The sequence below is a fragment of the uncultured Bacteroides sp. genome (assembly GCF_902491285.1).
In the GTDB taxonomy this organism is placed as follows: Bacteria; Bacteroidota; Bacteroidia; order Bacteroidales; family Bacteroidaceae; genus Bacteroides.
The window spans coordinates 24,523-48,607 of sequence record NZ_CABUHK010000041.1 but is presented as its reverse complement, the minus strand read 5'-3'; the positions used below and the strand labels follow the sequence as shown (position 1 = coordinate 48,607).

At 44.9% G+C, this 24,085-nt stretch carries 17 protein-coding genes; 8 read left to right on the top strand and 9 right to left on the bottom strand.

Features of this window, described 5'->3' with window-relative positions:
• Positions 1-330 precede the first annotated feature (330 nt).
• From RDN93_RS12125 to RDN93_RS12090, 8 genes are all read left to right on the top strand, one after another.
• A complete protein-coding gene (locus RDN93_RS12125; protein ID WP_374047407.1) occupies positions 331-861 on the top strand; it encodes an RNA polymerase sigma-70 factor in 531 nt (176 codons plus the stop codon).
• A gap of 201 nt (positions 862-1,062) precedes the next feature.
• Positions 1,063-1,998 carry a FecR family protein gene (locus RDN93_RS12120; protein ID WP_308745777.1) on the top strand — a complete coding sequence of 312 codons (936 nt, stop codon included), beginning with the start codon at positions 1,063-1,065 and terminating at the stop codon, positions 1,996-1,998.
• Positions 1,999-2,332: 334 nt separating this feature from the next.
• Complete coding sequence (locus tag RDN93_RS12115) at positions 2,333-5,545, top strand: TonB-dependent receptor (protein ID WP_308745779.1); 3,213 nt, start codon at positions 2,333-2,335, stop codon at positions 5,543-5,545.
• A 15-nt stretch (positions 5,546-5,560) separates the two neighbouring features.
• Positions 5,561-6,829 carry a RagB/SusD family nutrient uptake outer membrane protein gene (locus tag RDN93_RS12110; RefSeq protein ID WP_308745776.1) on the top strand — a complete coding sequence of 423 codons (1,269 nt, stop codon included), beginning with the start codon at positions 5,561-5,563 and terminating at the stop codon, positions 6,827-6,829.
• A gap of 37 nt (positions 6,830-6,866) precedes the next feature.
• Entirely contained in the window at positions 6,867-7,799 is a 933-nt protein-coding gene (locus RDN93_RS12105) for a phosphodiester glycosidase family protein (protein ID WP_308745775.1), read from the top strand.
• A gap of 28 nt (positions 7,800-7,827) precedes the next feature.
• Positions 7,828-9,255: a BACON domain-containing protein gene (locus RDN93_RS12100; RefSeq protein ID WP_308745774.1), complete on the top strand. Its 1,428-nt coding sequence runs from the start codon at positions 7,828-7,830 to the stop codon at positions 9,253-9,255.
• A gap of 49 nt (positions 9,256-9,304) precedes the next feature.
• On the top strand, positions 9,305-10,159 hold the full coding sequence (locus RDN93_RS12095) for a phosphodiester glycosidase family protein (RefSeq protein ID WP_308745773.1): 855 nt from the start codon (positions 9,305-9,307) through the stop codon (positions 10,157-10,159).
• A 57-nt stretch (positions 10,160-10,216) separates the two neighbouring features.
• The gene (locus RDN93_RS12090) at positions 10,217-11,620 is read left to right on the top strand and encodes an alkaline phosphatase (RefSeq protein WP_308745772.1); all 1,404 of its coding nucleotides are present in this window, start codon (positions 10,217-10,219) and stop codon (positions 11,618-11,620) included.
• 455 nt (positions 11,621-12,075) lie between these two features.
• Here RDN93_RS12090 and RDN93_RS12085 read toward each other — a convergent pair whose 3' ends face one another.
• Genes RDN93_RS12085 through RDN93_RS12045 form a run of 9 tightly spaced genes read right to left on the bottom strand, consistent with a single transcriptional unit; the run spans position 12,076 to position 24,084 of the window.
• A complete protein-coding gene (locus RDN93_RS12085) occupies positions 12,076-12,690 on the bottom strand; it encodes a hypothetical protein (protein WP_308745771.1) in 615 nt (204 codons plus the stop codon).
• A gap of 50 nt (positions 12,691-12,740) precedes the next feature.
• Positions 12,741-13,481, bottom strand: a complete 741-nt coding sequence (locus tag RDN93_RS12080; RefSeq protein ID WP_308745770.1) for a hypothetical protein — start codon at positions 13,479-13,481, stop codon at positions 12,741-12,743.
• Positions 13,482-13,499: 18 nt separating this feature from the next.
• Complete coding sequence (locus tag RDN93_RS12075) at positions 13,500-14,069, bottom strand: hypothetical protein (protein WP_073347573.1); 570 nt, start codon at positions 14,067-14,069, stop codon at positions 13,500-13,502.
• A 60-nt stretch (positions 14,070-14,129) separates the two neighbouring features.
• Positions 14,130-15,425 (bottom strand): phenylacetate--CoA ligase family protein, encoded by a 1,296-nt coding sequence (locus tag RDN93_RS12070; RefSeq protein ID WP_024986840.1) that lies wholly within the window; start codon positions 15,423-15,425, stop codon positions 14,130-14,132.
• A 1-nt stretch (position 15,426) separates the two neighbouring features.
• Entirely contained in the window at positions 15,427-17,145 is a 1,719-nt protein-coding gene (locus tag RDN93_RS12065) for a C45 family peptidase (RefSeq protein ID WP_308745769.1), read from the bottom strand.
• Positions 17,138-18,628, bottom strand: a complete 1,491-nt coding sequence (locus RDN93_RS12060; RefSeq protein WP_308745768.1) for an NAD(P)-binding protein — start codon at positions 18,626-18,628, stop codon at positions 17,138-17,140. The genes RDN93_RS12065 and RDN93_RS12060 overlap by 8 nt, the downstream gene beginning before the upstream one ends.
• On the bottom strand, positions 18,621-22,487 hold the full coding sequence (locus tag RDN93_RS12055) for a 1-acyl-sn-glycerol-3-phosphate acyltransferase (protein ID WP_308745767.1): 3,867 nt from the start codon (positions 22,485-22,487) through the stop codon (positions 18,621-18,623). The genes RDN93_RS12060 and RDN93_RS12055 overlap by 8 nt, the downstream gene beginning before the upstream one ends.
• Complete coding sequence (locus RDN93_RS12050; RefSeq protein WP_308745766.1) at positions 22,484-23,674, bottom strand: DUF2062 domain-containing protein; 1,191 nt, start codon at positions 23,672-23,674, stop codon at positions 22,484-22,486. The genes RDN93_RS12055 and RDN93_RS12050 overlap by 4 nt, the downstream gene beginning before the upstream one ends.
• The gene (locus RDN93_RS12045; protein WP_308745765.1) at positions 23,671-24,084 is read right to left on the bottom strand and encodes a 3-hydroxylacyl-ACP dehydratase; all 414 of its coding nucleotides are present in this window, start codon (positions 24,082-24,084) and stop codon (positions 23,671-23,673) included. The genes RDN93_RS12050 and RDN93_RS12045 overlap by 4 nt, the downstream gene beginning before the upstream one ends.
• Position 24,085: the final 1 nt, after the last annotated feature.

The following is a 24,085-nucleotide window of genomic DNA, read 5'->3' as shown; positions in this document are numbered from 1 at the left end:
ATTCCATTTGTGATTCATTTTATATATTGTTTTTTCTTTTTCTGTTCTCAAGGGTCAGAAAGGCACTTCTTTCCAACGAGGGGTAAAAGTACGAAAAAAACGGGAAGTGAAAGGCAGATACTACGAAAATATTTCAGTGAAGTATGGATGAGGACTTTTTTGCAATAGAAATGTAGTGGCATCCGGACTTTTTTTTCTTTATGGTTTTACTTTTCTATACTGCTTTTTGGCAGCTAACTTCTTTTGGTTATCTTTGCTTCACTAACCAATATAAAAACAAGGAGAGAAATCCACAAAATGGGAAGACTGGATGATACTATAAACACTGGAATGACATTTGATAATATCTATATGGAGTATTATCAACGTTGCTTCTTATTTGCCAAGTCTTATCTCCATGACGAAATGTTATCCAAAGATATAGCTTCCGAAGCCATGATAACTTTATGGACTACGATGAAAACCGAAGATGTGAAAAACATCCGTGCTTTCCTGATGACCGTAGTAAAGAACCAGGCATTAAATCATCTGCGAAATGAACATCTGCGAATGGAAGCCCGTGAAAGTATATTGGCGGATGAACTCTACGAACTTGATTTCCGCATCGCTTCTTTGGACTCTTCCGACCCGAACCAACTTTTCTCTGAAGAAATAACTGATATTGTGAACCGTACTTTGAACGGATTACCGGAAAAGACAAGAAAAGCATTTATGATGAGCCGGTATGAGAATAAATCGGTGAAGGAGATTGCCGAAGCGCTGGATGTCACACTGAAAGGAGCCGATTATCATATTAGTAAAGCGCTGCAACAATTGAGAAAGAACCTGAAAGACTATCTTTATACCTTATTATTTTTCTAATAAAGTTGTCCACCGGTGAAGCACTCCTCCGGCACCGGGGAAGGCACCCTTCGGCACCGGGGAAGGTACCCTTCGGCACCGAGGAACAAATAAACGGTTAAAAACGCACTTTTTTTATTTTTCCCACTAGTGAACTTTGCAAGTGGCGTGTCTTATATATGTAAGCCCACAAAGAGCTTATATATAAACCTAAGAAAAGGTATGGACGCGAAACTATTGAATAAATATATTGCAGGTGACGCACTTCCCGAAGAAAAAAAGGAAGTGATACGCTGGATGAAGGAGAGCGAAGATAATCGGGAACAGTTGATGCAACTGCACCGTGTCTACAATGCCACTATATGGAATGGAAACTTACAGGCAGAAAAAACAGAGAAGAAGAAACCTGTGATGCGTTACCTCTGGACATCTATGAAGATAGCGGCGGTCGTTGCCATGATTGCTTTTATTATCCATAAGGAATATCAGGAATACCGGATAGAGCATTCTGCCGAAATGCAAATTATGGCCGTCCCGGCAGGACAGAGGGCTAGTCTGGTCTTGGCTGACGGAACAACTGTTTGGCTGAACTCCAACTCTACCTTGAAATATCCGGCAACCGGATTTCGTTCCAAAGAAAGGAAAGTGGTTCTGGAAGGAGAGGGATATTTCGAAGTGGCACATAACGAGAAGCATCCTTTCATTGTAGAAACGGAGAAATACGATATTAGAGTATTGGGAACCACCTTCAATGTCTCTGCCTACCCAAACTCCGGTTTATTCGAGACATCTTTGATTGAAGGTAAAGTTACCATATATCAGCCCGATACACAACATGAAGTGACCTTGAAACCTCATGAAAAGGTAGAAGCTAAAGATGGAAAACTCTACAAGGAGACTTTCTCATCGGACAATGATTTCTTGTGGAGAATGGGTATCTATTCCTTCAAGGATGAACCACTGGAAACAGTCTTCAGGAAATTGGAGCAATATTATGAAGTGAAGATTATTAATAAGAATGAGGAAATCGCTTCCCGCTCGTGTACCGGTAAGTTCCGTCAGAAAGAAGGAATCAAGCACGTGATGAAGGTATTGCAGAAGTACGTCAAATTCAACTATATACAGGACGATGAGAAAAATCAGATAATTATCTATTAAATTAACCCTAGTATTTAATCTAAAAAAGAAACACCCGGAATGAGAGCAAGAGAACCAGCCCTTTCAAAACAGAAATATCGGTAAATGCTGCAACACTTACCGATATGTGAGAAGTCAATAAAAAAGACTCGATATCTGTTACAAATCTTTATGTATTAACTTAATAACTCTAGGCAAAGATATGAAAAATAATCTTTGGTGTGGGCGTATTGTCCATAGAAAAACACACTGTACTCAAATTTTAAGAATTATGAGGTTAACTGTCTTTTTCCTGTTATTCATCATTTTTGAGACGTATGCCCTGGACGGCTTTTCTCAGAATCAGAAAGTTACGATGAATAAAGGAACCGCAACATTCGCCGAAATCATCAGGCAGATTGAAAAGCAAACAGACTATTTGTTTATTTACAATGAACGTGAAGTTAGTCTGAAACGGAAAGTAACCATTTCCACTCAGAATGGGACAGTGGCAAGTCTGCTGCTGGATGCATTGAAAGGTACGGAGTTCTCCTATACGATGGAAGGGAAACACATCATCCTTACGAAAAAACAAGCTGAAGTGCAAAGCTCTGTGCAGCACAAGAAAAGAATAACCGGCTTGGTGAAGGAATATTCGGGCGAAGTCATTGTAGGATGCAATGTGTCGGTTAAGGGTACTACCATCGGTACAATTACTGATATAAATGGTAAATACAGTCTTGAAGTTCCCGATAATGCTGTCTTGGTCTTTTCATTCCTCGGATATAAGAGCATGGAATATCCGGTGAAGACACAACAGACCATCAATGTGACGTTGGACGAAGATTCAAAAGCATTGAATGAAGTCGTCGTAGTGGGATATGGAACACAGCGAAAGGCATTGGTGACCAATGCAATCAGTTCTTTCAAACCGACAGAATCGAATATGCGTCCGGTGTTGACACCGAGTGAATTGCTACAGGGACGTGTAGCGGGTGTCACGGTATCGACCGGTTCCGGCAACCTGGGAAGTTCCGAACGAATGAGTATCCGCGGTGCCGCTTCTTTGAGTGCCAGCAACGAACCTCTGTATGTGGTGGACGGAATACCCATCCTCAACAGTAACGCTTCCTTATTCAATATGGGTGAAGATTTGAGTTCGATGGCAGTATTGAATCTGACGGACATCGAATCTATCGAAGTTTTGAAAGATGCCGCTTCGGCAGCTATTTACGGTTCGCGGGCAACGAATGGCGTGGTGGTGATTACAACCAAATCCGGTAAGGAAGGTCGTTCGGATATTCGTTTGAATGTCAGTACGGGAATCTCCAAATTCGCCAATAAGGGACGCATCAAATATGCGGATTCCGATTTGTATGTAGAAACCTACAACGATGGAGTCGAACGTTATAATCGTCAGAATGGCTATACCGTAGGTTCTGCAGGCTATGTGGTTCCTATCTCCAACCCTTTCCAGGGATTGCCCGATACGGATTGGCTGGATTTGATTACTCAGGTGGGACATTCTTACAATGTGGACTTATCCTTCTCCGGCGGAAGCAAGAAAACCAAGTTCTATGTTGGAGCCAACTACAATTATCAGGAAGGTATAATCAAGACCAATGATATAACCAAAATCAACCTAAAAGCGAAGATTAGTCATGAAATGACTTCCTGGTTGGAAGTAGGCGCCAATGTCAGCGGTAATTATCTGAAGAACAACCGTGTGCCGGGCGCCAATATCGGTTCTACCATCGTAGCCCGTGCCGTAGAGCAACGCCCTTTCGACCGTCCGTACAAACCGAACGGTGACTATTACTTAGGTGGAACCGACGAACTGGCACGGCACAATCCGCTTCAGATTCTGAATGAAGAAGTATCCTATATTGATACCTACCGTTATTTAGGAACGTTCAATGCAGACTTGAAATACAAGAAGTTCAGTTTGAAAAACTCAGTCAGCACCGACATCGGATATACGTATGACTATGTGTACTACAATGAGAATCATCCTTATGGAGCGGGTGGCGGACGTATTGTTGAGTACAACCGCTTGGTGAAGAACTTATTGATTGAGAATGTATTCAACTATAATGATAAGTTCGGCGATTTTGAAGCGGGTTTGATGTTGGGACATTCTTTCCAGAAGATGTCCACCCGTACGTCTTCTATCGACGGACGCGGTTTTCCTTCTCCGGTATTCGATACGGTCGGCACGGCTTCCGAAATCTATAATGCTTCGGGTGGTATCTCCGAGTTTGCCATGGAGTCTTACTTCGGACGTATCAACCTGTCTTATTTAGACCGTTACATCTTGAATGTGACCATGCGTTCAGACGGTTCATCCCGTTTTGCCCCTTCCGACCGTTACGGGTATTTCCCCTCTGTCTCTTTAGGTTGGAATGTATCAAAAGAATCTTTCTGGAAATTCCCTCAAACAGACTTGAAGTTCCGCTTGAGTTATGGCAAGACCGGAAATCAGGATGGAATCGGCAACTATGCCTGGCAACCGTTGATGTCCGGCGGCATCAACTACGGCAATAATAGCGGTATGGCTGTCACCAGCATGGGAAACAACAAACTGACATGGGAAACTGCCGACCAGTACGACTTCGGTTTCGACCTGGGCTTTTGGAACGGCAAGCTGAATATGATTGCCGATATTTATCTGAAGAATACGAACAATCTTCTTTATTCAATGCCTTTGCACGGAACAAGCGGTTTCACCAGTATCACCAGCAATATCGGTTCCATGCGGAACTACGGTGTGGAATTTTCCATCAACGGCCATCTGAATATAGGGAAAGTCAACTGGACTTCCTCTTTCAACATCTCCCACAACAAGAACAAACTGACTAAACTGCTGGGAGACGACTTGCTTCCGATAGGTGCTAACCGTGCCTTGAAAGTAGGTGCGGAACTGGGAGCTTTCTACCTGTTCCGGATGGACGGACTCTACCAATATGACGGTGAAGTGCCGCAACCGTTGTATGACCTGGGTGTACGTGCCGGTGACGTGAAATATCATGACGTGGATAATAATGGTATTATCAATGATAACGACCGTGTACTGACCGGTTCTTCCAATCCCGATTTCTTCGGTGGATGGAACAATACTTTCAAATACAAAGGTTTCCAACTGGATGTGTTCTTTACGTATATGTACGGAAATGATGTGTATGCCGAATGGGCGGTTACCGCGACCCGTCCCGGATACCGCATGGCTATTACGGAAGATGTCGCCAAGAATCGTTGGACGGCTCCGGGAAGTTCTAATAAATATCCGCGTGCAGTCAATACGCTGTGTGGGCATAACAGCAAAAACTCCACCCGTTTCCTTGAAGACGGCTCTTTCATCCGCCTGCGTTCTCTCACGTTCAGCTATACATTCCCGCAGGTAATGTTACAAAAGATTCGGTTGAAAGGTCTGCGCCTTTATGTGCAAGGGGACAACCTGTTGCTGTTCTCCAAATACTCCGGTTGGGACCCTGAAGTGAGTAAGAACATGGACCCGCAATACTTTGGCGTCGATTTGTATGGAGTGCCGCCTTCCCGTTCGGTCAATTTCGGAATAAACCTTAGTTTCTAATCATAAACGCTCACAATGATGAAAAAGATTATTTATATATTTCTCGGATGTTTGTTGTGGACTTCATGCAGCGGTATGCTGGATATTGAATCTCATTCTGCCGTATCGCCGGGAAGTGTGACGCCAAAAGATTTATCGGCTTTACGCATGGGAATGTACAATAAAGTGCAAAACTCTCCGGCACGCGAGTCATACATCACCTTTGATATATTGGGCGGAGATTTGACTCAAAGTACAGGAAATGCAAGGGACTTGATAAACTCTGTACTTTCTTCACTGAATTCAATAGTCGCTAATAGTTGGAACGGCTATTATAATGCGTTATATCAAGTGAATAATGTTATCTCCATCGTAGAAGACCTTCCCGAATCCGACCTGCGTAACCTGATTATCGGAGAAGCGCATTATTTCAGGGCATATATCTATCATTCACTGGTGACACGCTGGGGTGGTGTGCCTATCCAAAGAGTGAATACAATGGACAAGCCTTTCCGTGATTCGGAAGAAGCTGTCTGGATATTTATTGAGGAAGAACTTGAAACAGCCCTTGCTTTTCTGGGTACTTCTTCCAGTTGTTACTATGTATCCCGCGATGCCGCCCTTGCACTGAAAGCCCGTGTAATGCTCGAACGTGGTAAAAAGACGGAAGCGGCTGCACTGGCGGAAGGTCTGATAAAGGATGGAAAATACAAACTGGATAGTTTCGACAAGATATTCCGGGGAAAGACCAACACGGAAGTTATTTTTTCTTTCCAATGTCTGGCTGAAGAATCGAATATCACCATTTCCACCTTATTCTATACGTATGCCCATCCCAATCATGGCAGCTATGTCTATCGTCCCACTAACGACGTGATGAATATGTATGACGACAAGGATAAACGGAAAGAAGTTTCCATTATTAATGTGGGAGCCGAACCTTGCATCAATAAATATCCGAGCGGACAGACCGGTACTGACCCCGTAGTAATGAGCCGCCTGGCCGAAATGTACCTGATAAGTGCGGAAGCGCAAGGACTCTCCAAGGGCTTGGGACGGCTGAACGACTTGCGGAAAGAACGCGGGTTGGATGCCGTAAATCCGAAAGACGAAGACGAATTTATTGAATATATCCTGGACGAACGCCGGAAGGAACTGCTTGCTGAAGGTTTCAGATATTATGACCTCATACGTACGAATAAGGCAAAGACAATGCTCGGACTGAAAGATTACCAGTTGGTATTGCCTATACCGGGCAAGGAAATGATTTCGAATCCGAACCTTGAACCGAATCCCGGATATTGATAATGATTGTATTTATACTTATTAAAGAGACAAAATGATGAAAAAACTGATATATGATTCCGCTCTGCTTCTTTTAGGGTGTCTGCTATGGACGGGATGCAATAATGATGAGGACCTGACCGTCTATTCCACCGAGGGCGCGAAAACGGAGTTGGGACAGAAGATTATTGCGGGGAGTGACGGATACGTCGGACAATATTTCTCGGACACTACTTATACGCTGGCTCCGGGTGTAAAGGCTTTGGAGATGGAAATTCTTTCTGCCACAGGTATGGCAGTAAAGATGTTTGTACTGGAAGTCGATTTGAAAGACACGCACCTGACGATGAAGGCTTCGTCTCCCAAAGACGAAGGCAAGCTGAAAACTAAACAACAAATGACGTTGCAGGCATTGGCACACGACAAACAGGGAAGCCGTGTACTGGCTGCCGTGAATGGTGATTTCTTTGCTACGGACGGAACACCGCAAGGCATTTACTACCGGGATGGAGTATGTCTGAAGAATACGATGACCGATAATGTATGTACCTTCTTTGCCGTCACGAAGGATAAGAAGGCGGTGATTGGCTCGTATGACGAATATGATACCTATAAGGATGAGATTCAGGAAGCGGTAGGCGGCCGCGTGCGTTTGATGACGAACGGGAATGTGCTTCCTCAGACATCGACAGCACTGGAACCCCGGACGGCTATCGGCGTGACAGACAATAATGTCGTTTATATTTTGGTTGCCGACGGACGTAACTTTTGGTACTCCAATGGCATGAGGTATGCTGAAATGGGAGTTGTCATGAAAGCATTGGGAGCAAAGGACGCTATCAACCTGGACGGCGGTGGTTCGTCTACTTTCATTATCCGCTCGAAGGCGGGATTTGAAGAGAACCGTTTTGCTATCCGCAACTGGCCTTATGATAATGGCGGTGTCGAAAGAGCGGTAGCCAACGGGTTGTTGGTCGTGACAGATAATTAATTGTTTGAATCTTAATAGTTGAATCATTATGATACGAAATAATAGAATGTATAGTTGCCGGCAAGGTCTTCGGGGAATCATCTGTTGCCTGTCCTTGCTGATGGGTATGGCAAGCTGTCAGGACTTTACGGATGATACGGGACGTACAATGCCCGAACCGGATTTGAAGTTTGCGGACGGAACACTGAATCTTCCGTTGGAAGAAAAGGAATATACGGTGGATATTGAATCCAACCTGCCTTGGCGTGTGAAGACTTCCGCCACCTGGATTGACTTGCTCTCGTCGAACGGGATGGGTACGGGAAGTTTCAGAATATCAGTATCCAAGAATGCGAATGTTGCTCCCCGCGAAGCGGAAATTGCAGGCTGGATTATCGAAGGTGCCGAAACAAAGCTGAAAGTGGTACAGGAAGGAGTGGGCATCGCTTTGAAAAAACGTGCACTGAAAGTAGGAGCGGAAGGCAGTGCGGAAGAAGTAATACCTTTCTCGACAATGGTTACTTACACATACGAATTGTCCGAAGGATGCAACTGGATACACGTAACCGACGGGGCGGCAATTACTCCGGGCGTTGTCAATGAATCGGAACTGAAATTGGCGATTGACCCTTATACGGATATAGACGAGGGACGTACCGCCTCATTGTACCTGAAAGGTTCGAATGGGGTTACCGATGTACTGACAGTAACGCAGGATAAGAAACCTTTGGGAGATATTGATTATCTGAGAATGTTCTACGAAAATGCGAATGGGGATAACTGGACGAAGAAATGGAATTTTGACGCTCCACTGGAAACTAACCCGACAAACTGGTTCGGATTGAAGTTTGAGAATAAGAGGGTAGTTGAGATTGACATTCAGTCTCCGAATAATATCGAAGGAGATATTATCCCCTTATGCAACTTGTCGGAACTGAGAAGCATAAAGTTCAAACATCAGAAGTTAGCAGGTATTCCTGAGGAAATAGGGCAACTGTCCCAATTGACCACTTTATGGATAATAGAATCTGCTGCAAGCGGAAACTTGCCGGAATCTTTGGGAGAATGTGAATTATTGACTAGCTTTAACATCTCAAATCATCCAACTGCCACTCCGGCCGGATTTAACAACACGTTTACCGGTAATCTGGATATGTTGATAAATATCCCCGGTATGGTGACAATAAAGGCATATTGCAATAATTTGAGCGGGCCGCTTCCGGTTATTCCACTAGACGGAAATAATAAACCGACCACTTGGAAGAGCCTGAAAGAGTTTATGATTTATACCAACGGATTCAGTGGAAGTATTCCTTACGGATATGGAACAGTAATCGAGAAGAGTGGTTCGACCGGTATATTCCGAGTGAATGATAATCAGTTGAGTGGACAGATACCTGCGGATATCAAGGCATGGTCGCAATATGCAACCCGGAAAGCTGCTTGGATAATGCAAGGGAATAGTCTTACTGAATAAGATAACTTGATTAATTTATTAACTTAACACATTTATCTGTCTGTTTACAATGAGAAAATACTTCGTTATCTTTGTCTTAGTCCTCTGTTCCGTCGGAACATTGAAAGGACAGACCGTATCAGATTCTTTGGCAATCGTTTCTGCACAATGGGAGATAGCACATTCTCAAAAAGGAATAATCCATAAGAGTGCGTCTATACCTCAGCTCTATCAGTGTCCCCAAGTTATCAACCTGATAGAGATTGACCCCGGCAAAGGGATGAAAGCGGGCATTGCCCTATCGGACGGTATGAAGAAGACAAGCCGGATAGCTTCCGAACATCATGCGCTTGCGGCAATCAACGGCTCTTACTTTGATATGAAGCATGGAAATTCTGTCTGTTTTCTGAAAACGGACAGGCAAGTGATTGATACGACAACGATAAACGAGTTTAAACTGCGTGTCACGGGAGCCATTTATGAACGGAAAGGAAAGATGAAGTTGATTCCCTGGAACAGACAGATAGAAAAAAAATATAAGAGAAAGGTGGGTACAGTATTGGCATCCGGCCCGTTATTATTAAAGGACGGTCGGGTATGCGACTGGAGCTTGTGTGGAAGGGACTTTGTCCGGACCAAGCATCCCCGTAGTGCTGTTTGCATGACGAAGGACGGAAAAATACTGCTCGTCACGGTGAACGGACGTTTTCCGGGGCGTGCCGAAGGGGTGAATATCCCCGAACTGGCACACTTGCTTCGGGTATTAGGCGGTAAGGATGCGTTGAATCTGGACGGTGGCGGTTCCACAACATTATGGCTGTCGGGAGCACCGGAGAATGGTGTCGTCAATTATCCTTGTGATAATAAACGTTTCGACCATGCCGGAGAACGCGGAGTGCCCAACATCATTTATATTTATGAATAACCTTATTATTTATTAGCTATCGCACGGCTTGAAGCTGCGAATAAAATGGAAAATGAAATGAAGAAACTTTTAAGATTGTCCCTGTTCGGGCTATTATTACTGTGTAGTGTCGTTGTAAACGGAGCACAAGTCCCCAAATATATCTTCTTGTTTATCGGTGACGGCATGGGATTCAACCATGTGGAAGCAACCCAAATTTATGCAGAGAAAGTAGGAACAGATACGGGCGAACGTTCGCTGTTATTCCCCACTTTCCCTGTGATGACTCAAGTATGCACGCGCTCGGCTTCTCATTTGATTACGTGTTCATCCGCCGCGGCTACCGCTTTGGCAACCGGAGAAAAAACAACGAACTATGTAATCGGAATGGATGCGGAAAAGAAGCATGGGTTAAAATCCCTGGCACGCCAACTGAAAGATAAAGGTTATAAAATAGGAATAATCACCTCTGCCTCTATCGACCACGCTACCCCCGGTGGATTCTATGCTTCACAGCCCGACCGTTCCATGTATTACGAAATAGGAGTGGATGCCGCCAATTCCGGTTTCGATTTCTTCGGCGGAGCGGGATTGCTCGAACCTCGCAGCAAGCGTAACCCTTCGGCACCTTGCCTTTACGACCTGTTCAATCAGAAAGGCTATACGATGTTTCGTGGAATGGACGCTTATAACCGTGCTGCTGCAAAGGATAAAATTCTCCTCTTCCCAACCGATACAGTGAGCAAAAGCCTGAAATATGCGATGGACCGTTCCGGCAAAGACTTGAGTTTGCCTGACTTGACAAAAGCCTGCCTTGCTAATTTTCAGGAAACCGCGAAGAGAGGTTTCTTTATGATGGTAGAAGGTGGAAAAATAGATTGGGCGGCCCATGCCCACGACGGTGGCGCTGTTGTGAAAGAAACCATTGATTTTGACCAATGTATCCGCCTGGCTTATGATTTCTACAAAAAGCATCCGAACGAGACATTGATATTAGTGACTGCCGACCACGAAACGGGCGGTCTTGGACTGGGCAACTCTGATATGAACTTGAATATTGACTTGCTCCAATATCAGAAGTGTTCACAAGAAGCATTGACTGCTGCTATGCGTGAAATGAAAAGCGGAAAGGTGATTCCTTCGTGGGAAGACATGAAAGCGTTCTTGAAAAAGAACCTGGGCTTTTGGGAACAAATTAAGATTACTCCGCGTGAAGAACTGGAATTATTGGTTTGCTACGAAGAGTCTTTCTTGAAGAAGAAGTCGAAAGATGTGGTCAGCCTTTACGCGAAAGATGAGCCTTTAGCGGTGGCTGCTATTGCCTTGCTGGATAAGAAGGCATCATTGGGATGGACAACTAAAACTCATACGGGAGCACCCGTGCCATTGTATGCGATAGGCAAGCAGGCTGTTCTTTATTCGGGCAGGAGAGACAATACGGATATGGCTAATGTGCTGCGGAAGTTGTTTCTTATCAAATAGGGAGAGGCTTATCAATCAAGAATGTGAGGCAGTATTTGAATTAGAGAAAAACGGTACGGAAATGAACTAATCTTAGTTTTTCTAAAATTAGATTGGCAGTATGCAATGATTTAATCCCCGTTATATATAAATTTATTCGTCTGACAGTTGTTGAACTTTCGTCTGACAACTGTTATTCTTCCGTCTGACAACTGTCAGACGAAAAAGCAACAATTGTCAGACGAATAAAATCATGCATCATCAATCATAAATTCATTCAGTATTAACGACAAATTTGCACAAGTTCGAAATTACTTCATAACCGTATCAGTTTTGAATGAAACCGCAAGAAAAGAAACAAACTTTTGGTGTAATTACCCTAATTGATTGCTAATGTATTGAGAAATAAAAAAAGCGAGGCTTCCAGGGAAACTTCGCTTTTTCATTATTGTAATATCCGAAAGCAATATATGGCTTTAGTTTTTTATTTTACGCAACTTTGCCTTCTTAATGAGGAACTTGGCAAGTTCTCTTCCTGCTTTGGCATACGTTTCCTGAATGCGATATCCGGAAGTAAAATCAGTACCCCAAAAGTTATTGGCTGAGGCATTGCGTATTCGGATAGAGGCTACTTGCTCACCTGTTTCAATATTCTTCACTTTGCAACTTAAGTCGACTGAGGCATTTTGTCGCATGACACCTACATTCCAGCCGGGTTCTGTGAAGTCCGTATTGATTTCAATTCGATATTGTGCTCCTTCTGTACCTGATGTGATACCTACCTCACTCATATACTTGTCGAATAATTCAAGGAATTTTGGTTCAAATCGCTCTTTACGGTCGCCATACCAGGCTTCTTTCCATTGGTCGCCTTTGCCCTCTTCTTTCTTGTTATACTCGGACACTTTCTTATCTACATATTCTTTTTCGGTTAGCTTGCCTACTAACATCTCTTCATAAGAGAAAGAAAAGTCAATAGTCTTCTGGTCTTTAATGAAATCAATAGAGCCGGAAGTCATAACAATGCTTTGTGCAAATGAAAGGATAGTAAAGCAACTTAATAGTAGAATTATTGTTATTCTCTTTTTCATGCTTTTGTTTGGCTTGTTATTTGAATGATATTTATTGAATTTGTCGTTAATTAGAACTCAAATCCAAATCTTACTCCTACTCCTTGTAAGTCCCATGTTTCATCCCAACTAGAATGGTAATAATGTCCACCGTAGCTATAACTATAATCTGCTGTTGTATCATAGTCTTGATAGTTATACATAAGGGCTAGATTTAAGGCCTTTTTCCCTTTTAAAGAGAAGCGCACCCCGATTCCTACCGAAGCATATACTCCTTCTATATCTCCAACAGAATATCCACTTTTTATATCGGCAAACGGTGTAATTCTTTTATTAATAAAATTGGCTCGGAAGTTTGCGTAAATTGGCGCTGCGACAAGATCTGCATCAGTGTAATAATTAAGAGCAACACCACCACCTACAAAGAAGTAATTGTTGAATTGATAACCATGTGTAGTTGATAACTCCACTTTAGATGCATTGTAGTCACTGACATCACCGATATATGCAAAGTCGACAAAACCTTTATAACCTCTTAATGTATTTCTTGCTGCTTTGCGATTGTTGGCATCCTTGCGGTAATCCCGTGTGTATCTTTCTTCTTTAGTGATTTTCTCCACCTCATTCATTTGGCAGATGATGAGGCTGCCGTCGTTAGTCTTAATCTTTAAAGAAACATTGGGCACTTGCTCAATGATAACTCCTTTGATAACACTTCCGTTTTTCAGATATACAACTTCTGTGTAGTTTTGAGCTGCAACATAAGTACTGATACTCAGTAATAAAGTCAATAGTAATAGTAGTTTTCTCATAATTCTATTTTTATTTGTTTATAATTTCTTGAGTGCGCTATGGATGGAACCGGCCCAGTAGTTACGCAAACCGAAGCCACCGGCTTTTCCTTCTGTAATCCATTCCTCGATGATTTCTTTAGTTTCGGTATTGAAGAATACGACTTCATATGTACCTCTGTTTTTGGACTTGTCCAAGAATTGTGCGACAAATACCATGCCTACGCCGGGCGTTTTCTGAATGGGCAGTGCTTCGATAGCTGTCTTGATTTGTTCTTTGTCGAGACTATACTCTGTTTTAGTAGTCATCAGTTCGGACTCGTTAATATTACGATTTACCTGATTGACAGCGTCCAGTGAAATTTCCGTCACCTCTTTTTTCAACTGTTTGCCTACATTATACTTCTTTGCTTCCGTGATAAACAGTTCATTGATACGTCTGAAAGCATCTTTGAATTGTAGCGGTGATTCGTCCGCACCGAAAACTTTGACCTGAGAATAGTCTACGCCATAGAATTTGATAGACTGAACATCTTTCAATGCACTCTTGCCTTGTCCGAAACAGAACAGGCTTGTGCTTAAGAACAAGAATAGAATAAGTTTTTTCATATACGTTAATGTTAAAGTGAATTATGTATATTGTTATCGATTCCCAAAAGTAGAAAAAAATTATCGTAAATCAATGAATTTAATCGCTTTTCGACTCATGGGTGGCATTTGTATCTTGGCGATATATTCCGCCGACTCGAAATTGATGCTTGGCGCCACTCTGACTTTCGAGCGGAACAGGTCTTTTATCTCCTTGGCAAAACTCTCGCTGCGGTTCTCGCTTCCGATGCGAATCAGAATCTCATCCGTACCCAGTTCATTGGTGTAGACCTCTATAATGTAGTTCTTCACCAAAGGAATATTGTCCAGAATATCGAATAATGCGGGCGGATATAACGTCGTGCCTTTGTATTTTATCATTTGCCCTTTCCGACCGAGGATGGAACTCAGGCGGATTGTGTTTCGTCCGCAGGCACAAGGCGAGGTGTGATGGTAGCAGATATCACCCGTCTTGAAGCGGAGCAACGGCATCCCTTTGACACCCAATGTCGTAATGGTCACTTCGCCTGCTTCTCCCTCGGCAACAGGCTGGTTATTATCATCCAGAAACTCGACGATGATAAGTTCCGGTTGTAGATGTCCGCCGTGAAATTCGCTGCACTCGGTGAAGGATGACTGCATTTCGGTGGAAGCATATGTGGAATACAGTTGCAGGGCAGGCCATTTATCATGTATTTTCTGTCCGAGCGTATTCAACTGGAACTCTTGGTTGCGCAAAGCTTCACCGATACAGATACATTTCTGCATGGAACAGGCATTATAATCGATATGGTTTTTCTCGGCGAACTCTATCAGTTTGATAAGGAAAGAGGGAACCACCATTCCGCAAGTGGGCTGTATCCGGCGAATCGTATCCCATTGTAGCTCAGGGATACCGTTGCCTACACGGATAACTCCCATACCGAGTTCGCGCGCACCCATATAATACGCCAGTCCTGCCATGAAGCGGCGGTCGATGGTAGTCATCAGTTGCAGGATATCCTGCCTGGTGCATCCGGTGGTGGTGAAAGATAGAAACTCATTGTAGGATAAGCGGTCGAGGTCTTCGGAAGTGAGGACGAAAGTCACCGGGTCGCCTAATGTGCCGGAAGTCGTCACGTAGTCGATGATTTCTTCTTTGCCTACGCAGATGAAATCTTCATTATGAAGTTGCAAATCCGTCTTCGTGGTGACGGGGATTTGTTGCAGGTCTTCTATCTTCCGAATCCGGTTGATATCAATGTGATGTTCCTCGAACATCTGTTGATAGAACTTGGAATGTGCTTGCAGATAGGCTAACGCTTCAGCTAGCTGTTCTTCCTGATAGCATTTTATTTCTTCCGGTGAACGGAACTGAATGTCGGGATTCTTTTCCATCTTAAGAGTGTTTTTGTATTTTCTGTTGGATACGTTCTTTTTCTTGTAGTTTGGGAATCGGTTTGGTCAGTGCCTTCTTCCAATAGCCGACGGCTTGTTGAGGCTGCCGGATAGCTTCGTAATAATTGCCCAGTACTTCGTATACATAATAGAAAGAAGGGTTGGACGCTTCGTATTCCTTGAGCAGGCTGTCTTCCACTTTCTCCTTTGCCTTTATCTTTTTCAGTAGTAGCGGAGTAAGCTTTTTGTAAGTAAGGAGTTGCTCGAATTCCGATTCCTGCATGAATTCATCTGCGGGAATGGTCAGTTCCGGAATGTATATCTCAGCCCGGAGAGCGATGGCTTTTTTGAATATCCGGTTCAAGTCGTAAGCTACGTACTTGCCGCATTGCCACGGAGAGGTGGATACCCACATCAACTGCTTCTCCGGTTGGAAGATGACGGAGTGGTGGGCGATAAACTGGTTGATAGCCATTTCGTTTGCCAGTCCCAGGTCGGCGTTTTGCCGCCCTTTGCGGTTGCGCAGGATAGAAGCGGCTTTCACCGGATTTATCGGTTGGTTCTCGCTAATCAGTTCTTCCAGACGTGCATAGCGGTAAGGACTGTCGGAAGTACGTATGTTTTCCATGTTCCGTTCGTCCTTGGCGAATGCTTCCGATTGGTAATGATTGGTGCAGATAATCCTGTCTTTTTCCTTTCCGTTGAAGAGAACGGTCTTTTCCGGCGACTTCTCGATGATAGCTGCCCTGCCGTCTTTGGCGGAGCCTATCAGGATAGATTCGGAGACAAAAGTTTTCCGCTTTTGGGCGATGGCAAGGGCTTCGTCGATAGTCGACGCATATTGCAGGATTTCCCGGGTAAGGATGGAGATGGGAGTAGCGGAACTTGTCGGCATGGCGGACTTTGCCGCGTTGATGGTTACGGTAAGCCCGGCTTCGTTCATGCCGGACAATACTCCTATCATGCCCGGCCATCCGATGGAAGCGAATTTATACCCTTTGGATGGTGCGCAGAAGGTGACCAGTTTGTTTTCTGCAAAGGCGTCCCCGACATAGAAATCGAAGTTGCGCCCTATAAGCAACGACGAGTCCGCACTTTGAGTTCCCCAAGTGGCGAACGAGCTGCATCCCACTAACATATAGTCCTGCATGGCATGTCCCAAGTCGTGTGCCGCATGGTAATTCAACTGGCGTTCGTAAGGAGTGCCGATAAAGTCGTAGTCGTGGGTGCACGATAATGAGATTCCATAAATCTCTTCCCGATATTCTTCAGGGACGTTCTCACCTAAATTACGGTTGAACAGTACAATGAAGAACCGCAGAAATTTCAGATAACTGTCCGAAGGTATAATCTCACGAATCTGGTCAACGAATACTTTCTCCTGATGGTGAAGTAAATCGGCAGACAGTTTGCCGATGGCATCCCCCCTTTTAAGGGCATCGCCTCTCACGAACAATTCCCACAATCCGCTTTCGCTGTGTCGCATAAAGTTATCGGCATAATATCGAAGGTCGAGAGTATCCTTGTAGAGCACTTCTGCCGGAACCAGAGCAATAGTATCTGCATAAGGCACTTCTCTCAGGATTATATAAGGTTTTTTGGAGGGTGTCATCATATCCGCTGAAAAGTAGAGATAACTGATTCCGCCTATTAATAAGATGACGAGCAACAAGAGAATGCCGCCCGTATATTTGATGGTTCGTTTGATTACTTTATGCATTTCCTACTTTTTTAGCTAAATATTCCTGTCCTACAAATTCGGTGCAAGTAAGCATGGCTGTCAATGTTACGCCTAGTGCGCCGTGCACATTCAGGTTTTGACCTGTGAAAAAGAGATTCCCCAACCGGCTTCGTGTAGATACAAAACCGATTTGCGGGCATTTATAGTCTTTGATGATTCCGTATGCGGAGCCGTCTACCGTGCCTGTGTAGTCACGATAACTCAACGGAGTAGTGGTGAATAGTTCCTCTATGTTTTCAGAGAAATCGAAGCCCTGTCTTCGAAGGAAACGGAGTATTTGTTCCGCTTTCTCTTTCTTGAAGGATTGGTAGCTTTCGCCGCGGTGTTCGGGAGAGGAGTCCTTCCATGCAGACAATTCATCCATATACATCGGTGTAAGGATAGAGATGACACTGGCATATTGGCTGTCTTCGGAAGAGGCTTGCATCGAAATCATGCAGTTGGTGGTTCGTCCCGGATAGAGCAACTTGTCATACCACACTTTATTATTTCCATGCAGATAGATGTTGCGGTTCTGGTACGGAGTACTTTTCTTTTTCATTACCAGATAAAGCGTGAAGATGCCATACGTGTTGTCGAGCGAACGGATTCGGGAGATAAAGGCATTCTTAATGCTGCGGTTCTTGTCCAGTATTTCCAATGTCCGTTTGGGGTGTATATTCGATATGACATAATCGCTTTCCAGCCGTTCTTCACCGTTGACAATGACTCCCTGCACTTTCTCGTTCTCAACGATGATGCGGGTTGCTTCACTGTTGTTGAGAACCGTACCGCCATTGGCCCGGATTACGTTAATCAGTTCCAGACTGACCTGCATGCTTCCGTCTACAAAACGGTAGGCGCCTTCAATGTAGGAGTGGTTAATCATGGCATGCTGATAGAAGGTGGAAACGTCTTTCAGACCACCATAGAGCAAAGCGGAACCTGCCAATACATTTTGCAGCGTATGGTCGTGAGTGATGTCGGCAATCAGTCCGGCAGCGGAAGTGCAGAAATATTTCATGCCTTCGAGCGCAATGACACCTTGTTTCAGATGGTCTACGCTAATTAGGTTTCCTACCGCTTGAAGCTGTTCGGCATAGCGTTTCAGGTTCTCTTTCTCGTGAGGGAAAGACCGGTGGAGCGTCTCGATAAATTGCGGGTATCCCATTGCGTAATCATATGCCTGCCCTTTGTAGTGAATCGTATCGAAAGCTTCGGCGTCCAACCGCTTTACTTTTAGCTTGTCCATAATGCCGAAATAGCGGAAATACTGGTTCATCACCTGTCCTTCATCCAGGCTTCCTACATAATGAATGCCTGTATCAAGCAAATGTCCTTTTCGCTGATACGTCTGGAAGCATCCCCCGAACTGCGTATTTTTCTCTATTACGCATACGTTGAATCCCTCTTTGCTGAGAATCGCTCCGCATTCCAGTCCGCCCAGTCCGCTTCCGATGATGATAATGTCATATTTACTCATGCCAGTCCGGTTTTCTGAATATATAAATGGTGTTTGATGTATATTTGTCGTTGGGTATGATTTCGACGTTCATTCCGCAGGTTGCCGCTATCTCCCGTAGTTGGGCTTCCGTGGTGAAGGACAGCTCTTCGGCAGTCCGGTTGAATTTGAAGATGCGTGTGGACAGTAGCTCTGTGAAACGGGTCAGGCGGTGCTTGGAAGTGTTGGCGGAGTTTCCGTCACGTACAATCATCATTCCTTGCGGGCGTAGCCGGTCGGCACATTTCAACAGCAATGACCGTTGATGTTCATAACTCATATAGTGCAATATATCGTTCAGGATAAACACATCGCTTTCCGGCAACGGATATTCAAGTGCGTTGCCGTGCCTGAACTGAAGGCGGTCGCCGCGCAACCATCCGTGTTGTGCTACGGCTATCTTGTCCTCGTCATAGTCGATGCCCAGAATATCCCGGTCTTCGGACAGTAGGTGCAGCATATAGCATAACGGGCCGAATCCGCAGCCTATGTCTGTGATTTGCCCCTGAGTGGGAATCAGCCGGTTGAACAACCGGTAATTTCTTTCCATTTTCACCTTGATACGGATATACCATTCCACGATAGGGCCTTTGTAGATATAGTTCTGGATAAGCGCCTCATAAAAAGCGGGGTTGTCCGTCGTATTCTTTTCCCGGCAGATACGCGCATATTCCAGTTTCATATAGGTGGATATGCGTTTGGTACGTTCCTGATAGGTAGTTCCGAAAGACGGGTCACCTACGGGTATGCGCGGAAGTATCTCCGTGTAGATGATTCCTTTGCGGACATTGAAAGGCTGCGCTTTGGCGATAATCTTGTCGTTGCCGTATAACAGAATCGGGAGAATATCCAGTTGCAGCGTTTCCGCCAGATAAAATGCCCCTTTGTGAAAACGCTTCATCTTTCCGTTATAGGTACGTGTGCCTTCGGGGAAGACAGCTATGGAATAACCCTCTTCCACCTTTTTCTTCATCCGTTCTATATATTGCTCGTATCCTTCACCTATATAATAGAAATCGGCATAGCGGATGATGGCTCCGAAGAAAGGGGAGTGCCATACCCAGTGATTGGTCATCATCAGGACTTTGGACGAAAGGGACAGCAACACGAGAATATCAATAAACGACTGGTGGTTGGCAATGATAATGGCCGGACGGTCGAACCGTTCGTTGGATTTGTTGATATGTTCCTTTTTGACGGCGGTAGCCAATAATAGAATCCCTTTGCAGGTAATCTGTATCAAGCGGCAGACGAAATGCTGCTTACTGCTCTTGTGTACGGGAACCAGATAGAGCAAGGCTATCAATATCCGGAGAAGGATACATCCGATAAAGAAGAGCAGAAAAAGTGCGACGGTTCGTAGCAGTCCGATAAGCGTATAAGGCGGCAACCCTTTGGATGCCGGGGTTGCAATGAAGAACCGGAAGATAAGCGGCTGGATGGTATAGGCTACCAATACCACTGCTATCATGCCAAGTATGGAAATCAGTGAAATGGATTGCAAGGCCGGATGCTTGGCGAAAACGAGCGCACCCATTCCGACCACTGTAGTGAAGGCAGAGAAGAAGATGGCTGTTTTGTGCGAGTTCAGTACTTTCTGACCTGTGCGGTACTTGTTCTGCAATCCGTCCATGATGAAAATGCTGAAATCATCACCGATACCGAATATAAAGGTAGACAGGATGATATTAATGATATTGAACTCAATCCCCAGGATTCCCATCAGCCCGAGGATAATCACCCAACTGACCAGCATCGGGAGAAAACTCATCAACGTAAGTTCGATACGCCCGTAAGAGAACCACAAGGCAAAGAATATCAGGAAAGAAGAAAGATACAGAATCAAGTAGAAGTCATCATTGATGGCGGACACCCATTTGTTGGCAAAGTAGGAACGGTCGAAGATAACCACATCCCGGTCTTTGTTGAAATGCGCATATACCGCTTCTTTATTTGTCTCGCTGATTCGTATCTGGCTGATAAGCATCGTTATGGAATCTGCCGATGTCTGCCATTCATTCAATAGTTTGCCGGATAAATCGTCCTCTTGGGAAGAATAATGGTATTCGCCGAAAGGCCGGGCGAGCCATTGACAGAAGCCGTCAAAACTTCCGGGGCGGAAACGGCATTCGGCAGCGGATGCTTCCAGATGCTTGCGAACCTGTTCTTTCCTCTCATTCGTCCAGTAATCTTCCCATTTCTTCAGGCGTCTCTGCTGTTCTTGCGGGGAGATAAGGAATTGTGAGACGGAAGCATAATCTTTAATCAGCCCTTGTTCTTTCAGGGTGGATAGTTTCCGGTTGGTCGCTGCATAGGTTTCAGTAGCTCCGACCATATCTTTGCCTACGCTGACAAAGAGGACTGTTTTTTCATGGCTGTCGAAGAGGTGCAGCAGTTTCTCTTCCGATTGTTTGAGATGTTGAGGCTCGTAGTTGAGACTCATCATATCGTTGTTGAACCCTACTTTCTGCGAGGTAAACAGGCAGATGACGGTGACAAGGGCGATGCCCCCGACCAGCCATTTATTCTTGTCGAAAGAATAAGCGTTTATTTTCTCTATGATACGTAATACACGTCCTTGCTTCACATCTGCCTGTCCCTTTAGGAAATGAGGCAGGTAAATCAGGCAGAAAAGAGTGGTGCCTACCAGTGCTAGGGAAGCGAACAGACCGAAGTCGCGCAGCAGGTCGGAACTGGTGAATATCAGTCCCAGAAATGCTCCGATGGTCGTAAAACTGCCTACCGTCAGCGGGTAAGCGATTTCTTTAATCAGTTGTTGTACTGTCGAAACATGATTTTGATGCGCCAGCATATGGATGGAATAGCTGAGTGCGATGCCCATCACTGCCGAGCCGGCTCCTACGGCAATAGCCGAAATGCTTCCTTTGATAAAGAAAATCAGGAACAGGGCAAACAGTCCGCCAAACAATACAGGGGTAATAATCAAAGGTATCGACCTCTTCCGTTTGAAGACGAATGAGATGAATACAATGATGATGAGCAGTGCGATAGTAGAGGTCAGTATAGTGTCCTTTTTTATCTGCCGGGCATTGTAGACTCCTACCGATGGACCGCCGAAATATTCCGCCCGAATCACAGGAGACTTACTTTGTACGTGCCGGAGTTCTTCTTCCAGTATTCTGACGAGTTCGTCATTCTTTCCGGTGCTTCCTGTGCTGAATACCGGAGTGATGAACATCAATAAGGTAGAACCGTCTTTGGAGAAGATATGTTCGTCGTAGATTTCGTAGTTGGCTTCCAACTGGAAATCCTGTAAGTGTTTCAGGGCTTCACTGCCAAGTCCGAGCGGGTCTCTGAGGATATAACTTCTTAATGCAATGCCGGCAGGAGAAAGAAGGGTGGTATAATTCTTCTGCATGGCGGCGTGTATTCCCTTTTGCGTCAGCAGGGAGTCGAATCGCTGGTAATCCGTATCTGTCAGGAAGAGTGGGAGATGGTCGTAAACGAAGTCGGTGGCTCCGCTGACGAGATTCTGGTCTACTTGTGCGAAGATACTTTTTATCAGTGTCCCGCCTGCTTTTTCGGTCAGAGCTTGTTGCAGTTGTCCGGCTGCTTCAATTAGGGAATCCGGTTCTACGGCATTACACGTATCCGCAGAGGAGAGCATGACAATGATTTTGTCCTTAATCTTGAGATTATCAAACACCTTGATGGTATTCTGTGAATCTTTGGTGTCGGGGAAGAACTGGGTGATGTTCTCTTCAAACTTCACTTGCAGGGCAAAGTAGCCCATGAACAGGATACAGCAGATGAGGGACAGGTAGAACAGAATCTTGTGTCTTTCAAAATAATTATATAGTCCGATAAAAAACTGGGTCATATCTTTTTTCTTCTACAAGTCGTGAGCAGGGCGAACGAAATGATTCCCGCTACCAGGCTGCAAACGACTGCAAAGATAATACTTCCTATCAAATATTGCTCTATGACTGATTTTACATTTGCGAAAGAGAGCTCATTTAAGTGCAGGTTGACGGGTTCGCCCAGCACTTTGCATCCGGTTGCGTAACTTCCGTACAGCAAAAATGGAATCATCGGGGGGATACTGATGTTGGCGGCTACAATAGCGATGACTTTGTTCAGCCGGAGCAGATGTGCCAAAAACAGGGTTATCAGCATTTGGTATCCCCACACCGGAACGATGCCCATGAATACTCCGAGCACAATGGCTGCCGTAATTCGCAGGTTGGATTCCGGCGAATGGAGGACATGTTCGGAGAAAAAACGCTTGCAGTTCTTCCAGGTCAGTTTGCGGAAAAAGTTGCGGGGGATAATCCACAAGAAAGTGATAAATACCAGTACCGTATTCAGGATGCTGATACGGGTGAAATCACGGAACGGGCGGAAATGCGAAACCCGCTCCTCTTGTGGCGGATAATAGACATGTACCGGTATGTTTTTGACTGCGATATCTCCCCATGCCGCAAATACGAGGGCTTCCAGTTCAAATTCATATTTGGCGGTATAATACCATTTATCGACGTTCATCTGTTGCAATGGATACAGGCGGTAACCGGATTGTGTGTCCTGCAACTTGATTCCCGTTTCGAGGGTGAACCAGAAGTTGGAGAATTTATTGGCGAAAGTATTCTTTCCCGGCATATTGTCCGAAGCAAGGTTGCGCGAACCTACCAGCAGGGTATCCGGTTCCTTTTCGATGGCTTCGATGAACGAAGGGATATCCGAAGCGAAGTGCTGTCCGTCCGAATCAATGGTGATGGCATAGCGGAAGCCTTGTGCCTTTGCATGGCAGAGTCCATGTTTCAAGGCTACCCCTTTTCCCCGGTTGGCGGGGTGGGTGATAACTTGCAGGTTGGCTTTCCGATTGAGTATCCCGGCTGTTTCGTCCGTCGAACCGTCATTGACGACGAGAATGTCCGGTGCATAGGAGCGTACACTCTCTATGACGTCCGCCAGTGTCTTGCCGTTGTTGTAACTTGGGATAATAACGATAATCCCCAACTGTTTCAACTTCTCGTGCCAGTAGGCTGTACTTTGCGGCTCCTTCATATTTTAGTTGAGGTTAGTACGGCTTTCAGCTTGATAAAGCATTCGTTTTCTGCGGTTTCTTCTGTTTCTACGGTTCCTTCCACTTTTACAGTCCCTTCCGCCTGCAACTGAAGTTTGCCTTCTTCCATTTCTTTGAGGGTCAACGTTACTGACAGGCACGGTGTATTGGTAGGATTGACTACTGACAGGAACTTGCATGAAGACACTTGTGTATATTGCAACTTGTGCCGGCGGATATCCTCTGCACATTCTTTGATAAGTTGCAGCAGACAGACTCCGGGAACTACCGGATGCTCCGGAAAGTGTCCCTGATAAATAGCGTGCTCCGGATTCAGTTTTACCCGGATAGTCCAGGTGATTGAATCCGGTGATTCGGAAGAGAGAAGCGTATAGAAGTTATCAAGTAGCATA

Excerpts from the sequence above, each read along its gene's own strand:
- RDN93_RS12115 (WP_308745779.1), top strand. The coding sequence starts at position 2,333 with ATGAATAAAGGAACCGCAACATTCGCCGAAATCATCAGGCAGATTGAA.
- RDN93_RS12105 (WP_308745775.1), top strand. The coding sequence starts at position 6,867 with ATGAAAAAACTGATATATGATTCCGCTCTGCTTCTTTTAGGGTGTCTG.
- RDN93_RS12055 (WP_308745767.1), bottom strand. The coding sequence starts at position 22,487 with ATGACCCAGTTTTTTATCGGACTATATAATTATTTTGAAAGACACAAG.
- RDN93_RS12110 (WP_308745776.1), top strand. The coding sequence starts at position 5,561 with ATGATGAAAAAGATTATTTATATATTTCTCGGATGTTTGTTGTGGACT.
- RDN93_RS12125 (WP_374047407.1), top strand. The coding sequence starts at position 331 with ATGACATTTGATAATATCTATATGGAGTATTATCAACGTTGCTTCTTA.
- RDN93_RS12120 (WP_308745777.1), top strand. The coding sequence starts at position 1,063 with ATGGACGCGAAACTATTGAATAAATATATTGCAGGTGACGCACTTCCC.
- RDN93_RS12060 (WP_308745768.1), bottom strand. The coding sequence starts at position 18,628 with ATGAGTAAATATGACATTATCATCATCGGAAGCGGACTGGGCGGACTG.
- RDN93_RS12085 (WP_308745771.1), bottom strand. The coding sequence starts at position 12,690 with ATGAAAAAGAGAATAACAATAATTCTACTATTAAGTTGCTTTACTATC.
- RDN93_RS12090 (WP_308745772.1), top strand. The coding sequence starts at position 10,217 with ATGAAGAAACTTTTAAGATTGTCCCTGTTCGGGCTATTATTACTGTGT.
- RDN93_RS12080 (WP_308745770.1), bottom strand. The coding sequence starts at position 13,481 with ATGAGAAAACTACTATTACTATTGACTTTATTACTGAGTATCAGTACT.
- RDN93_RS12075 (WP_073347573.1), bottom strand. The coding sequence starts at position 14,069 with ATGAAAAAACTTATTCTATTCTTGTTCTTAAGCACAAGCCTGTTCTGT.
- RDN93_RS12070 (WP_024986840.1), bottom strand. The coding sequence starts at position 15,425 with ATGGAAAAGAATCCCGACATTCAGTTCCGTTCACCGGAAGAAATAAAA.
- RDN93_RS12050 (WP_308745766.1), bottom strand. The coding sequence starts at position 23,674 with ATGAAGGAGCCGCAAAGTACAGCCTACTGGCACGAGAAGTTGAAACAG.
- RDN93_RS12065 (WP_308745769.1), bottom strand. The coding sequence starts at position 17,145 with ATGCATAAAGTAATCAAACGAACCATCAAATATACGGGCGGCATTCTC.
- RDN93_RS12095 (WP_308745773.1), top strand. The coding sequence starts at position 9,305 with ATGAGAAAATACTTCGTTATCTTTGTCTTAGTCCTCTGTTCCGTCGGA.
- RDN93_RS12045 (WP_308745765.1), bottom strand. The coding sequence starts at position 24,084 with ATGCTACTTGATAACTTCTATACGCTTCTCTCTTCCGAATCACCGGAT.
- RDN93_RS12100 (WP_308745774.1), top strand. The coding sequence starts at position 7,828 with ATGATACGAAATAATAGAATGTATAGTTGCCGGCAAGGTCTTCGGGGA.